The following is a 14,869-nucleotide window of genomic DNA, read 5'->3' as shown; positions in this document are numbered from 1 at the left end:
TGCATGCTCCCTCTGCGTCGACTTTGCGGCCCTAAGACGAAAAAATCGTCTTGCAGCCTCTCCCCTAATCAATAGCTCAAATGATTGGCCACAAGCAACAGATCTGCCTTGGTTACCTTAGCCGAGGAAGACTGGATGTGGTACATAACGGTACGTCCACCCTCTTGTTCGATCCAATTTAAATCCTGCATGTAACCCGATTCACTAAACACATTGTTCGGATTCATCGTGTAATACCCTTCCAAGCTGCCCTTTACCGAAATCTTCTCCATAGTCGTAGATTCACCTGTTTTCATCCTCACGTCCAGCTTCTTCATCGCCTCAGGCATAACCTGATAACGGATTTCGATCTGATCCTGCTGCTCATTCGTGTAGACAAGCCCCGGTGAATCTAAGGCATCCCGGAGAGAATTGTCCGTCACACTTACTGGTAAGACAATCGCTTGTTTCCCGTCCACCTTCTTGATCTGCTTGTTCAGAGTCGGATACACTTCCGGATCTATCATGCCGAGTGGCGACTGCAGCTCACCTCTGGTGAAGTGGAATCCATCCGGTGCTGCTGTCGGTGTTTGCAACCGTCCCCCATACTTGCCCGCCGCTTGCTCGTTCCATTGCACAATGTCCGTGAAGGCTAGAGGCCGGACTACCTTTAGAAAAGGCTTCACCTTAGCTTGCTCCAGCTCAGGCAAGTACACATAAGCAGACTCTCCCGGCTGCAACTGCTGCCTCGTCTCTGCAAGGAAGGAGTGAATCGCAGTCGCCTGCTCAGCCTTCACATTAAAAGCGGAGCTGGAGGTTAGTTCCACTCGCACGCTATTCCCTTGCAGCTGGTAGAGCAAGCCAGAGGCATAAGCGATTCCGGAGAACAGGAATACACAGGCAGCAACAACAGCTATGCGCGCCAGCCTTCTACTCCCCCTGCGATTGGTCAATTTACGGTCGGACCGTTGCACAGCTTCGCGATACGTGTCGTACAGCCGGTCAATGCGGCTATCTAACACTGAAGGAACCTTCAATTGTTCAGCAAAACGCTTGAGCTCGTGTGTTAATTGATTTTGGATGGACATATGGCCAAGCCTCCCTGGTCTTCATGGATCGAGTTGATGGTCGCATGCTTGCGGAGCTTATCGAGGGCATGATGATGTCTCGATTTCACGGTACCGACTGGAATGCCCAAATGCTCCGCGATTTCTTCAAAAGCGCATTGCTGATAGTAACGCAGCACGACGACAATTCGCTGCTTGTACGGCAGCTTCTGCACGAGGCGAATCAACTCGCCCTGCTCTTCCTGCTGCAGGAGCAGCTCCTCCGAGCCGGGAGTTCGATCTTCCTGGGCATAATGCTTACTGCGCTCGAACAGCCTGAATTTCCGCCATAGCTTACGGTTCCAGTTGTGAGCCTGACGAATGACGATACCTGTCAACCATGCCCGGAATGGCTTCTGGGCATCATAACGGGCGACGGATTGGAACAGCTCCGCATACACCTCGCTTATAACATCGTGAACATCTTGCTTGTTGTTCACGAGCATAGCTACCGTACGGTATACATGATCCTTGGTCTGCTCATATACGGTGTGGAAAGCGTCCTTGTCTCCCTCTTTCAGTCTTCGTAGATCATCCTGCAATTTGTCCAAAGTGTGTGTCATGGGCGGCCGGCCCCCCTATTGATTATTTCACTCTATATTGGTCCGATGGCCGGAAAAGGTTCAATCTGTACAAAAATAAAAAGCCGCAGACTAGCTGCAGCTTGGGGTGATCCGATGTTCTTCAATTTATTAGGTAGTGAATAATGCCTATATTCCCTTAATCGGTTCAAGCGGCTTCGCGTTTCCGTATACCGGCTTCTCCCCGAGCTTAGGCGCTGCCCAATGCACCGCATTGGAAATGACACGCAGCACGTTCTCGTTGTAGTAAGTCGGGTACGTTTCGTGACCGGGACGGAAGTAAAAGATTTTACCCTGCCCACGACGGAATGTGCACCCACTGCGGAACACTTCCCCACCTTCGAACCAACTGACGAACACAAGCTCGTCCGGTGCCGGAATATCGAAGTGCTCCCCGTACATTTCTTCATGCTCGAGCTCGAAGTGCTGCCCAATCCCTTGAGCGATCGGATGGGATGGATCGACGACCCATAAGCGTTCTTTTTCCCCTACTGCTCGCCATTTCAGATCGCAAGACGTCCCCATCAGCTTCTTGAAAATCTTAGAGAAATGTCCGGAGTGCAGCACGATCAGCCCCATGCCTTCCAGGACACGCTTCTGAACGCGGTTCACGATGTCGTCAGACACAAGATTATGCCCACGATGTCCCCACCAGATCAGCACATCAGTCGCATTCAGCACCTCTTCCGTCAGACCGTGTTCCGGCTCCTCCAGGGTAGCGTAACCGATCTGCACGCCCTCCTGCTGGATTCCCGCTCCAATCGCACCATGAAGCCCTTCCGGGTATAGCTTGGCTACTTCCTCATTCTGCTTCTCATGCAAATATTCATTCCATATTACGACGCGGATCAACTTGCATCCCCTCCTTGTCCGTATGTAGATTGATTAATTCCAAATGACCCAACCTATAAATAACACAATCATGATGAATTGTAAAATGAATTTTACGACTACACTTGACAAAAAACCAACCAAAGAGCCTACTCCGACTTTCACAGCCTGATCTGGCCTCGTTCCGATAAGCAGTTCCCCGATCAGTGCTCCAAGAAAAGGACCGACTAGTAGACCTACACCAGGAATGATGAACGGACCGATTAGAATTCCGATCGTGCTGCCTATGACGGAAGCCCGCGAGCCCCCGAACTTCTTCACCCCAAGCGCGCTGACTAGATAGTCGGCTACGATGACAGCCACGACGATGGACGTCTGGAACAACCAGAACCAGAAGCCAAACTCGCTGAATCCGATGAAAAAGCCATACACGAAGAAAGCAGCATAGATGGCAAGCACACCCGGAAGAATCGGAAAAATCGCTCCGGCCATCCCAACGACGAACAACACTATGACAAGAATCCAGCCTGTAATTACCATCCCTGCACCTCCTCCTATACGATAGGCAGTCACCCAGTATGTTTCCCGCTTCTGCGAATTTACCAGCTCTCTCCCCACTTTTCGCCATGGTCCGTGCGAGTTAGGCAGAATTCCCTAGCTTCTGCCTCTACTCTTCAGCTAGCTGCTGTTAGCTGCTAATTAGACAAGAATATGCTCGCGAATGACCTTGGCTACTGCAGACTCCTGATTCGTTACTGTGACTAAGTCCGCAGCCCGCTTCAATTCCTCCTGGGCATTGCCCATCGCCACACCGAGGCCTGCGGCCCGGATCATCGCCATATCGTTCAAGCTATCGCCCATCGCCACAACTTCCGACATCGAATACCCGAGCAGCTTGCATACCTCTTCAATCCCGCTCGCCTTGCTGATCCCCTTCGGGTTGATCTCCAGATTATGAGGGTGTGAATTCGTGATCTCGAATATCCCCCACTCGTTCAGCGCATCCAGAATGCGATGGCGGCTGTCGTCGTTCTCGGTGTAGTAACCGAACTTCAACCACTGGATCGACTCCAGGTCCTCTTGTACCCAATTGTCCTTGTTATGCACGCCTTCCACGGAATAGCTCCAGAACCAGGTGTCATATTGAACCGCCATCTGATGCAAGCTGCGAATCCACTCTACTTCCATCAGATGCCGCTGCAGCAGCACCCGTGGTTCCTTCCACACTTCGCTGCCATTCACGGCTACGATCGGTGTCTTCAAGCCAATTTCATCTGTGTACGGATATACTTTCTGCACCCCGCGTCCGGTCGAGAGAATGACGGTAATGCCAGCGTCCAACGCCTTCTGCATCCAATTCCGGTTGTCCTCGGAAATTATCGATTCCTCGTTCAGCAATGTCCCATCCATATCCAGTGCAAGTAATTTATATCTTCCCATGTTGGTTGATGTCTCCCTCGCATTTGTCTGAATCGCTCTATGAGCCCGTCGATTGACGTCCTAATTGTCCGCTACTCCCACTGTATCCCGTTCCGAACCCTGATCCGAATGCGGACCCCAGTCCCAGATTAGGCACTTCTTTCATATAGGTCGCGTGCCACAAGCCGAATACGTACACCGCCCAGATGAGTCGTGCATAGTCGCCCTGACCGGCCGTATGCTTGTCGAACATCCGATCGACCACGCCGAGATCGAACCACTCGTCGATGCCGCTTGCCCGGATTTGCTCCCGCATCATAGCACCCTGCGGGCCCTTTACCCAGTCGCGCAGCGGAACCGGGAATCCTAGCTTCGGTCGGTTCAGGATGAAGTCCGGGATGATCCCTTCCATCGCCTTGCGGAACACGTACTTGGTCGTCCCTTCGGCAAGCCGATATTCCATCGGAATCGTTCTCGCGAACTCGAACAACTCCTTGTCCAAGAACGGCACACGCAGCTCCAGCGAATGTGCCATCGTCATCTTGTCGGCCTTCATCAGAATGTCGCCAGGCAGCCACAGATTCATGTCAATGTACTGCATACGCGACACAGGGTCCAAGTGTCCGGTCTTGCCGTAGAACTCACCCGCCACTTGCCACGGGTTGCGATAAGAACGCAACCGCTTGCGGTCCAGCTGCAGCAGCTCACCCTTGGCCGCCTCGCCGAACAGCTTGGCGTTGCCAAGGAACCGCTCCTCGAGCGGCGTTGTCCCGCGCAACATGTAGTTGCGCCCCTTCACGCCTTCCGGCAGGAAGCGGACCAAGCGGTGCAGCAGCCGCATGGCCGGCTGCGGTAGCCAACCGAGCGGCCGCAGCGACAGCGGCTCACGGTAGATGCGGTATCCGCCGAACAACTCATCGGCGCCTTCGCCGGATAGCACGACGGTCACGTGCTCACGCGCCAGCCCGGCGACATGGTAGAGTGCGATAGCCGATGGATCGGCGACCGGCTCGTCCTGGTGCCAGATCGCCTTCGGCAGCGCACCGAAGAAATCGTCGGCAGTTATCAGCTTCTCGTAATGCTCCGTCCCGAGCGCCTCTGCGGTCTGACGGGCGATGATCGTCTCGTTGTTCGGTCCGTCGAAGCCGACCGAGAACGTCTGGATCGGCTCAATCGCCCGCATGTGAGCCGCTATGGCCGTCGAGTCGATGCCACTCGACAAGAAGCAGCCACGCTCAACGTCGCTGTGCATATGATGCACGACGGAATCCTGCAGCTTCGCGCGCAGCTCCTCGACGACGTCGTGGAACGGCCGCTTCACCGGCGCGAACATCGGATCCCAGTAACGGCGGATGGTGATACGGCCATCGGCTGTTACTCGGATCGTATGCGCAGGCGGCAGCTTATGAATGCCCGCGAACATCGTCTCGGGCTCCGGCACATATTGGAAAGTCAAATATTGCAGCAGACTGTCTTCATTGAGTCGGCGTTCCATTTCATCGGCCGCGAGCAAGCTCTTAATCTCCGAGCCGAACAATAGCCGTGTACCATCTGCATAGTAGTAGAAGGGCTTGATCCCAAAATGATCACGCGCTCCGAAAAATTCCCGCTTATTGCGATCCCAGATGACGAAGCCGTACATACCGCGCAGATGATCGACGCACCGCTCGCCATACTCCTCGTACAGGTGGACAATGACTTCTGTATCCGTATGGGTCTTGAATTGATGTCCGCGAGCGATCAGCTCTTCCCTCAGCCGCTGATAATTATAGATCTCACCGTTGAAGACGATCCATACCGAATCATCCTCATTGCTGAGTGGCTGGTGCCCTTCCTTCAAGTCAATAATCGACAGCCGACGAAATCCTAGCCCGATACCCGGATCCGTCCAAACGCCCGAATCGTTCGGCCCCCGGTGCTCGATCACATCCATCATCTGCTTAAGCATAGGAACCGACGGTTCCCTTTGATCAAAATACATCACGCCTGTAATGCCACACATAGCCGTTTGTTCCTTTCCTGAGAGGTCCATTATCGCAATTAAACATTTAGTATATCATACCTCTCCTTTTTTTCAGAAACAAGGCTGTACACGATATCAGCAACATACGGTGAATAAAGTGGTTACCGTCAGAAACAGCATCCCCCATATGAACCGTCTGATGGAAGGGCTCAATACTCTTTTTGTTTTCATGTAGATTCAACTCCTCTATCATGTAATCCGTATCATTCTCCCACAACTTTTTATTTAGTATACGCAAAATTGTTTCATTAGTGCAACAATTGATGTCGCAAAAAAAAGAGCCCTTCGTCCAATACGAAAGGCTCCATTCCTTTGTACATCCGCTTCCTATATGCTCTGATCGTTACTACTGTCCTACTGCCTTCACTCCCGCATTCGGGTTCGGCACCCCGTACATGCCGTACTCCCGATCGTAGGCGTCGAAGATGCGGCGAGCAATCGGAGCAGCTCCATACGACCCATATCCACCTTCCGGAATGACGACCGCGACGGCCAGCTTCGGCTTGTCAGCAGGGGCATAGGCGATGAATACCGCATTGTTGATTTCCTGGCGGGCAATGCTCTGAGTCGATGTTCCGGTCTTAGCCGCAACCGGGTAGGCGATCCCGTCGAATCCATCCTTGTTAACGAGCAGCATCCCTCTATGGATCGTATCCCAATATTCCTTCGGGAACGCCACTTCGTTCAACACTACCGGCTCGAATTTCTTAATCGGCTGGTTATCGTAAGTAGTCATCCTGTCGACAAAATTCGGTTTCAATCGTTTGCCCTTATTGCCGAGCATCGCCGCGAATTGCGCTAGCTGCAGTGTCGTATATTTCCCCATCTGCCCCCATGAGGAGCGAACAAGCGCGGACTGTGTACTGGCGTTCTTCGCTTCGTTGTTGTAATCGATAATGCCGGGCGATTCATAACGAAGTCCGCTTTCCGTCTTGATTCCTAGACCGAATTGCTTCATGTAATCGTCCCATACCTTCATCTCGGTATTACTTCTGTTGTATTTGTTGAACAGCCGCAGCCCGATCATCTCCGACATGTACGTATTGGACGAATGCCAGATTGCTTGCCAGGCATTAATAGGCCCCCATGCACGATTGTCCGAGTTATGAATGACCGTCTTGTCTTTCCCGAACGTCATTTCGCCTGAATCGTAGTACGTCTCATTCGCCGATATGATGCCTTCCTTCAACCCAATCATCACGGTCAATGGCTTGATCGTCGAGCCCAAGTACACGAGCGAAGTTGGGTGCTTCGCTCTTTCCTTCGCATCCGGGTAGTTCGCGTATACCTCGGAGATCGCTCCGTTCAAGTACTGATATTGAATGCCCTTGTAATCCTCCGTATTAATGCCGCCGTGCCATATGTTCGGATCGTAATCGGGCATACTGGCCATCGAGACCACGTTCCCGGTATCGACCTCCATCGCTACCGCATAGCCGGTCGTCGCATTCGGTGCATAACGCCAGACGTCGTTTCTCGCGTTCCGAATCACCTTCAAGTGCTCCATAATCGCGTTCTCCGTCTCCAGTTGAACGCTCGTATTGATGGTCAGGTATAGGTTATTTCCCTTCTCAGGTTTCTGGATGGATACCGGACCTACAATCTTCTGAGCTGCATTAACCGGGTAGCTCTTAACGCCGTTCTTGCCACGAAGCTCGTCCTGGAACAAATACTCAATCCCGTCGAACCCTACATCTTCCGTATCCAGGTATTCCACTGTGGGGTCCTTGGACTCTGCCTTCTGTCGATAAAATTCCAGCCCGTTCTCCTTATTGCGCGCCGCGGAGAACGACTTCAGATAGCCGACCAGTTGCACGGCAATCGTCTTGTCATTGTAATGCCGAATGCTCTCTTCCTGAATTTCTATACCGGGGAACTCATCTCGATGCTCGGCTATATAAGCGATCTCGGTATTCACCAAATCCGCCTTGATTCTTCGCGGCACGGAGTAGTAGCTCGGATCTTTGGTCGTATTTTTGTCCAGATCATAGCCGACGTCCATCCGTTTAATGATTTCCTGTGCGGTTATCACTTTCTTCGGGTCTCCGTAATCCTTGAACACCTGCTCCAGTTTCTTGGCCATATTCACTATCGGGTCTTTCTCCTTCTTGCCCGGTTCGATAGAGTAGAATAGTGATTGCGTGGAGGTCGATTCCGCGAGTGGAATGTTGTTCTTCTGGTCGAATATCGTCCCGCGAATCGGCGGAATCGAATGGTGCATCGACTTCATCCGGCTTTCTTCCTCCGCCAGCGCCTTCCCTTCTACAAACTGCAGCAAGGCAAGCCGAACGATCAGGATAGAGAACAACAAGAAGATGCAGAAGAAGAAGAAATTCAACCGAAACGAAAAGTGCCGGTTTTTCCCCGCATCTTCCTTAGAAGGGTCTTTTCTCGTCATGACCGGAATCCCTCCTTAGTCGGCTTCATCTTGCCACAGCTCCCTAAGCGAATGAATTCCCTCGCCTGCATGATATGCATACCGTTTGATCTTCACGGCTTGCATGCCGATTTGGTTCGGTGCCCATATATCGTTCTGATCGTGGTCCCCGACATACAGCACTTCGTCTGCTGCCAGTCCAGATTGCTCTAACGCCAGCTGGAAGATCGCCGGGTTCGGCTTCTCCAGCCCGACTTCCGTTGAGACGATAATCGGATCGAAGTAATGGTCAATCTGCATGTACTGTAAGATGCTGCGCAAAGTCGGGGCGAAATTCGAGATGATCGCCATCCGATACCCTCGCACCTGGAGCGCCTCCAGCGTCATTATCACATCATCGAACAAGACGTATTGCTCCGGCGATACGAACAGGTCGTACATCTCGTGACACCATTGGTGGATCAGCTCTTCCTCCACGAGTGGGGAAGCGCCTAACTCGGCCAACATATGCCGATACAGCTCGACCCAGAACGTCCGATCCGACTCCGGGGAACATAATTCGTTGCCCAACACGGGCTTATTGTAATACAACAAGCGGAAGGCGGCGTCGAACCGCTCCCCAATCTGATCCGCTGTGCGATGGAACGACTGTTCCGCCAAGTAGCGCTGCATCGTCTCGCGGGCTCCGGGAATCGTCAGAAGCGTGTCTCCCGCGTCGAAAAAAACCGCCTTATAGTTCGTAAATTCATTTAAGATCATAAATAAATGCCGCTCCTTGGAAATATCCGATTAAGCTCATTTTAACACAAACATCCCAATCCACAACCTCATAAAGGTCATGATTTGGGATGATGGATGATTATGGTTTCGGTGCTCCAGCATTCGGATTCGGAACGCCGGTCAGCCCGATTTCCCGATCGTAGGCATCGAACATTCGACGCGCGATCGGAGCGGCTCCATACGAGCCGAATCCCCCCTCGGGGATAATAACGGCAACCGCTAGCTTCGGCTTCTCAGCCGGCGCATAGGCGATGAATACCGCGTTGTCGATATCTTTACCCGCGACCGATTGCGTGGACGTTCCCGTCTTGGAGGCTACTTTATAAGGGAATCCATCGAAGCCGCTTTGTTTGACCAGCTCCATCCCCCGTTGCACCGTATCCCAGTATTCCTTCGGGAATGTTTCCTTGCTCAGCACTTCCTTCTGGAAACCCTGCACCGGTTGTCCATCATAGGTTGTAATTTTATTGACGAATTGCGGTTTCAGCCGCTCGCCCCGATTGCCCAACATAGCCGTATACTGGGCTAGCTGCAACGTCGTGTATTTCCCCATCTGCCCCCATGACGCCGGAATAAGCGCCGCTTGAGCCCCATACTTCTTGTTCGATTGATTGTATTCCTTGTATCCCGCATACTCGCCGCGCAGCCCACTACCTGTCAACACACCCAGGCCGAACCGTTCCATATAATCGTTCCATACTGCGATCCCGTCCGTATTCGGTCTGAAGTACAACCGATTACCGATCATCGCGGACATGTAGGTATTGGAGGAATACTGGATCGCTTGCATCGCATTAATAGGTCCGTTTACTTTGCCATCCGAGTTCGATAAGGACGCTTTGTTGTCTTTTCCATAAAAGAATTTCCCCGTGTCATTGTAGATTTCATTGATGCCCATCAACTTCTCATTCAAGCCGAGCAGGACTGTCAATGGTTTGATGGTGGAGCCCAAATAGACTAGAGATGTCGGGTGTTTATTGAGTTCCTTCGCATCGGTGTAAGGTGGTCGAACCTCGCGAATCGTCCCGTTCTCGACGAAAAACTTCACTCTCTCGTAATCTTCCGGACTAATGCCACCGTTCCATAGATTGGGGTTGTAATCGGGCATGCTGGCCATGGCTACCACTTTTCCCGTATCGACTTCCATGGCTACTGCGTAACCTGTCGTCGCATAGGGTGCATAACTCCACCGGTCCCGAGCAGGGCTGCGAATGTAGGCCAAATGCTCCATGATGGCGTTCTCCGTCTCCAACTGCACGTCCGAATGAATCGTTAAGTATAGATTGTTTCCTTTTTCCGGCTTGATTAACGAAACAGGACCTACAATCTTCTCAGCCGCATTTATCGGGTAGCTCTTCACCCCGTTCTTGCCGCGAAGCTCGTTCTGATATAAGTATTCGATACCGTCAAACCCAACATCTTCGGTATCCAAATACTCATCCGTCGGGTCTGTGGATTCGGCCTTCTGCTTGTAAAACTCTAACCCGTTGTCTTTGTTGCGTGCGGATGAAAATGACTTCAAGTACCCGACCAGTTGTACGGCAATCGTCTTTTCGTTGTAGTGACGTATGCTTTCTTCCTGGATTTCCATACCGGGGAGCTCGTCCCGATGCTCGGATAAGTAGGCGATCTCAGCATTCGTCAAATCCGCTTTTATCCGACGTGGTACCGAATAATAGCTGGGATCCTTCGTCTTGTTCTTATCCAGATCGAAGCCGACGTCCATTTTCTTTATGATTTCCTCTGCGGACATCACTTTCTTAGGATCTCCGTATTGGACGAATATCTGCTCCACGTTCCGAGCCAGCTCAACAACCGGATCTTTCTCCTTCTTACCGGGCTCAACGGAATAAAATAGCGATTGGGATGAGGTCGACTCTGCAATCGGGTATTCCTTCATATCGAATATCGTCCCTCGTATCGGCGGAATCGAATTATGCTTCGATCGCAGCTTCCCTTCCTGGTCCGATAGCGACTTGCCCTCAACGAACTGCAGGAAAGCCAGACGAAAGATTAAGATGGAGAATAACAAGAAAATGCTGAAGAAAAAGATGTTAAGTCGAAATGTAAAGTGTCGATGTTGCGTAATATGTTCCTTCGACGGATCTTCCCTATTCATCCGTCTTCTCACTCCTTTCAAGCCAAACGTGATCTACTAATAGTACCACATTTGCTAGAGTCATTAAAAATCATGGCCTGTGGAAGGAGTTGGCATATGAGTTCGGTTAGCGCGTGGAAGGGAGTTAGACGGTTTTTCCGGCTAACTTGGGCACTGGCCGCACTTTCGCGAGAAGTTAGACGGATTTTCCGTCTAACTCGGGCACTGGGCGAGCATTCGCAGGGAGTTAGACGGATTTTCCGGCTAACTCGGGCGCTGGGCGAGCATCCACGAGGAGTTAGACGGATTTTCCGTCTAACTCGGGCGCTGAGCGCACTTTCGCGAGGAGTTAGACGGATTTTCCGGCTAACTCGGGCACTGGGCGAGCATTCGCGAGGAGTTAGACGGATTTTCCGGCTAACTCGGGCGCTGAGCGCACTTTCGCAAGGAGTAGACGGATTTTCCGGAGAGTTAGTCGATTTTACCGACTTACTCTCCCCTCCGTACACTTTCTCGTAATCATTCTTACAAAAAAACATCCCAGTCACCTTCCGGTAACAAGGATGTTCCAATAATCAAACTCTACACATCGCGGATGTGGGTGTTATCGAAGTTCGGCGGATTGAACCAGTTCGCCCCGCTCGACACCCACGTGGAATCCAGTGGAAGCCACGCATTCTTCGCGCCGACGTACACTTCGTTCCATGCATGAGGCCCGTAGCTGCCACGGCCGTCATAACCTTGCCCGGTAATAACTTTCACCTCAAGGCCGACCGCTCTCGCCATCACAGCATATAACCGGGAGTAATCGATGCAGACTCCCTCGCGCGTGGCGAATGTGTCTTCCGGCGTCTGCTCTTTCCATATCCGCTCGCGTTCATACAGCTCTACCTTATCCCAGTCATACTGGATGCGGGTCCCGACCCACTGGTAGAGCGCTCTGGCCTTCGCTTCATCGTCTGTTTTGTCAGCCGTAATCTTCAGAGCGGCTTCTGCGATGTCGGACGGAATCTTCGCATCGACCACTTCGTATTTGCGTTGCAAAATCTTCTTGTATTCCTGCCCAACCGCCTTGGTCAGAACAGGCAGCTGCTTCTCCAGGAAGTCGCCGCTGAACGGGGCAATTACCTGTGTAGCACCTTGCATATAGATGCCTGATGCTTGTACATACCGGGCAAATTCCGATTGAGGGAACAGCGCAGTGAACACGAACAAAGCCGCGATCAACAATAACGCCCGCCCGACACCGATCAAAGCCCCAATGCCTCCACCAACACCACTGCTCCATAGGGGATGGCGACCAAGCGTCTTCAACGGCCGGTCGAACCAGCCCGCCTTGAACACGAATTGCCGCCACAACCAGTATAACAGCTGCTTCACGGCGGTATAGCCAACCAGGAACAAGGTCCCACTCCGCAATAAAGGGAAATCACGAACTCCCGTTATGAACGTATAGTAGCCTTGTTGGAAAAAACCCATCTCGGTGTTGGGGATGACAATATTGTTCGCTACCAGCGTATCGCGGATCAATGGAGACAACCAACCACCCAATTTCCACGCTGCCACTGCGCTAATTACTGTTATAACCCCTTCCGCCGCGAAGAAAAGAAACGATTGGGCAGAGCCGGAAGCGCCTCTAAGAAAGCCTTGCAAGATAGAGGCAGCAACTAGAACTATGATCCCGATCGAGATCCAATTCACATTCGTCTCTTGTAGCCATGCCAGGTTTCCCATTCTTCTTCCTCCTTCAGCTGTATCGTTGACTCCACAATCGAGTGCGGACTGCGCGTAACCAAACTTTATCCGTTCTTCTTAGCCGTCTCGATCACTGCCTTAATCGCCTCATCGAACGGGATCTTGATTGCCGGTGCACCTGCAATGCTTATGCTAACTTCAGACGCCCCTGCTTTCCCCTCCAGCTTCACCTTGCCAGCGGTTACCACGAACGAACCGTCAGCGTTTTGCTGGAATTTCGCATCTTTGCCGGCAAGCGCCTTCACCGCTTCCTCCTTGGCCGAGGCTACGGCATCCTTGACGGTGGCCATCGCATTCGTGCCAAGTTCCTTGAGATCATACGATGCGCCGTAATAGAAGAGCCCCGCTACAATGACAAGTACGATCACCCATTTAATAACGGTCTTCACAATTTTAATAACGAGGAAGAGTACAACAATCGCAATCACAATAACTAACCAGCGATCCTGTACAAAAGCTGTAAGCTGATCCATTTCTCCACCCTTTCCCATATCACAATTTATGCTCGATTTTCACATCCATCATACTATACGTCTTCGTACATGTTCATCCTTTTTTTGCCGCTCGCCCAAAAAAACCGTAATATCCAGTCGGACAATCACGTACAAGTAGTGAAGAATGCATGTACAGGGCTGTGCATAATGTAACGGAAACGGGTGGTTCTGAGAATGAAAACGGCAATCTGGCTTTACCTGTTTATGTTCGTAGCTTTCTTCGACCTGCATGCGCAATATCCGATTCTGACCCCATTCGCCTTGTCCTTAGGGGCGGCTCCTACGTTCATCGGATGGATTATGGGCATTTATTCGATTACACATCTTCCTGGCAATTTGCTGGCCGGTCTATGGGTCGACCGATATGGGAGCAAATGGTTCATTCTGTTCAGCTTAATTGGCGCGGGCATCATTCTGATTTACCAATCGACCGTAACCGATCCTTGGCAGCTGTTATGGATTCGTTCCATAAGCGGTTTCGTGCTGGCTTTCCTATCCCCCGCCTGTATGGCCATGCTCGCCAAGCTTGGCCAGAATCGCACCCAGCAAGGGAAATTAATGGCTGGCAACGGCCTCGTGCACACGCTCGCTTCTGTTGTCTCCCCGGCTGCAGGAGCTTATCTTGTCGGTAAATTCGGGTTCACGACCTCATTCACCTTTCTAGGCTGGGCATTGATTGGTATCGGATTGATGGCCATATTCGGCATCCGGGAGAACCGCAATCCCACTGCAGTCAACGCACTTCCGCCTCAACATATGCACAGTCACGGGGGTCATCACATCCAAGGAAAGGGGAGCCCCGCAAACCCTGAAGAACTGGAGAACAAAGGCTCCATCCCATGGCTGTTCTTCGGTGTTCCGATGGCGATCTCGTGTTCCCAGGGCATTCTCTTCTTCGAGCTTCCTCTTATGGGTTCGGCGAAGAACTCCATTCTGACTTCCGGCCTCCTCTTCTCGATGGTGAGTCTGGGGGCGCTGTTCACATTGAGCCTACTGTTCCTGAACCGCTTCTCCCCCTACGTCCGGACGGTAACTGGCGCTCTGTCACTTGCACTCTGCTTCTTCGGGCTGTCTGTTCATTGGCCCCTGCCCATCTCCGCTTCCTTGTTCCTGATCGGAATGGCCAAGGGTATTATATTCCCGGCGATGGCGACGCTTCTCGCCAGTGTATCCAGTGCAAACCGGTATGGTCGGGTATTCTCGCTCTTGTCGGTGTCCTTCTCGATTGGCGCTTTCATCGGACCTGTGCTTGCCGGGCAGTTACGTACGGAGATCAGCTCCTACTTCATCGCTTTCTTGTTCCTTATGTGCGCCTTGCTGCTCCTGACTCCACACAAATTCCGCACAGCCAATCCAGCCCTGAACCGCTAACTATAGTAATCCGGTACTAGGTGAAAAACACTGTCCATGTCCCAGCCCTTCTGGT

Annotated in this window: 12 protein-coding genes; 1 reads left to right on the top strand and 11 read right to left on the bottom strand. The window is 51.9% G+C overall.

The features are described 5' to 3' along the window. Nucleotides 1-68: 68 nt before the first annotated feature. The 11 genes from AC1DWB_RS12415 to AC1DWB_RS12365 form a co-directional block, all read right to left on the bottom strand. Nucleotides 69-1,067: a hypothetical protein gene (locus AC1DWB_RS12415; RefSeq protein ID WP_477541379.1), complete on the bottom strand. Its 999-nt coding sequence runs from the start codon at nt 1,065-1,067 to the stop codon at nt 69-71. Beyond that, complete coding sequence (locus AC1DWB_RS12410; protein WP_477541378.1) at nt 1,046-1,648, bottom strand: sigma-70 family RNA polymerase sigma factor; 603 nt, start codon at nt 1,646-1,648, stop codon at nt 1,046-1,048. Before AC1DWB_RS12410 ends, AC1DWB_RS12415 begins: the two co-directional genes overlap by 22 nt. 147 nt (nt 1,649-1,795) lie before the next feature. Further along, nucleotides 1,796-2,518 carry a ThuA domain-containing protein gene (locus AC1DWB_RS12405; RefSeq protein ID WP_477541377.1) on the bottom strand — a complete coding sequence of 241 codons (723 nt, stop codon included), beginning with the start codon at nt 2,516-2,518 and terminating at the stop codon, nt 1,796-1,798. A gap of 33 nt (nt 2,519-2,551) precedes the next feature. Continuing rightward, the gene (locus AC1DWB_RS12400; RefSeq protein WP_477541376.1) at nt 2,552-3,037 is read right to left on the bottom strand and encodes a DUF456 domain-containing protein; all 486 of its coding nucleotides are present in this window, start codon (nt 3,035-3,037) and stop codon (nt 2,552-2,554) included. Between the two features lie 159 nt (nt 3,038-3,196). Further along, a complete protein-coding gene (locus AC1DWB_RS12395) occupies nt 3,197-3,937 on the bottom strand; it encodes a Cof-type HAD-IIB family hydrolase (RefSeq protein ID WP_477541375.1) in 741 nt (246 codons plus the stop codon). Between the two features lie 37 nt (nt 3,938-3,974). Further along, nucleotides 3,975-5,918 carry an asparagine synthase (glutamine-hydrolyzing) gene (asnB, locus tag AC1DWB_RS12390; protein ID WP_477541374.1) on the bottom strand — a complete coding sequence of 648 codons (1,944 nt, stop codon included), beginning with the start codon at nt 5,916-5,918 and terminating at the stop codon, nt 3,975-3,977. Nucleotides 5,919-6,285: 367 nt separating this feature from the next. After that, complete coding sequence (locus AC1DWB_RS12385) at nt 6,286-8,337, bottom strand: peptidoglycan D,D-transpeptidase FtsI family protein (RefSeq protein ID WP_477541373.1); 2,052 nt, start codon at nt 8,335-8,337, stop codon at nt 6,286-6,288. 15 nt (nt 8,338-8,352) lie between these two features. Next, on the bottom strand, nt 8,353-9,075 hold the full coding sequence (locus AC1DWB_RS12380; RefSeq protein WP_477541372.1) for an HAD-IA family hydrolase: 723 nt from the start codon (nt 9,073-9,075) through the stop codon (nt 8,353-8,355). Nucleotides 9,076-9,175: 100 nt separating this feature from the next. Next, nucleotides 9,176-11,215 carry a peptidoglycan D,D-transpeptidase FtsI family protein gene (locus AC1DWB_RS12375; RefSeq protein WP_477541371.1) on the bottom strand — a complete coding sequence of 680 codons (2,040 nt, stop codon included), beginning with the start codon at nt 11,213-11,215 and terminating at the stop codon, nt 9,176-9,178. A 561-nt stretch (nt 11,216-11,776) separates the two neighbouring features. Continuing rightward, the gene (locus tag AC1DWB_RS12370) at nt 11,777-12,928 is read right to left on the bottom strand and encodes a transglutaminase domain-containing protein (protein WP_477541370.1); all 1,152 of its coding nucleotides are present in this window, start codon (nt 12,926-12,928) and stop codon (nt 11,777-11,779) included. 65 nt (nt 12,929-12,993) lie between these two features. Further along, nucleotides 12,994-13,422: a hypothetical protein gene (locus AC1DWB_RS12365; protein ID WP_477541369.1), complete on the bottom strand. Its 429-nt coding sequence runs from the start codon at nt 13,420-13,422 to the stop codon at nt 12,994-12,996. A 195-nt stretch (nt 13,423-13,617) separates the two neighbouring features. On the opposite strand from AC1DWB_RS12365, the gene AC1DWB_RS12360 reads away from it, so the two are divergent. Continuing rightward, nucleotides 13,618-14,814, top strand: coding sequence for an MFS transporter (locus tag AC1DWB_RS12360; RefSeq protein WP_477541368.1), 1,197 nt, complete (start codon nt 13,618-13,620; stop codon nt 14,812-14,814). Nucleotides 14,815-14,869: the final 55 nt, after the last annotated feature.

The sequence above is a fragment of the Paenibacillus sp. P4_E11 genome (assembly GCF_056401635.1).
Note: the sequence above shows the minus strand (reverse complement) of the source record. Positions and strands in the feature narration are given on the sequence as shown.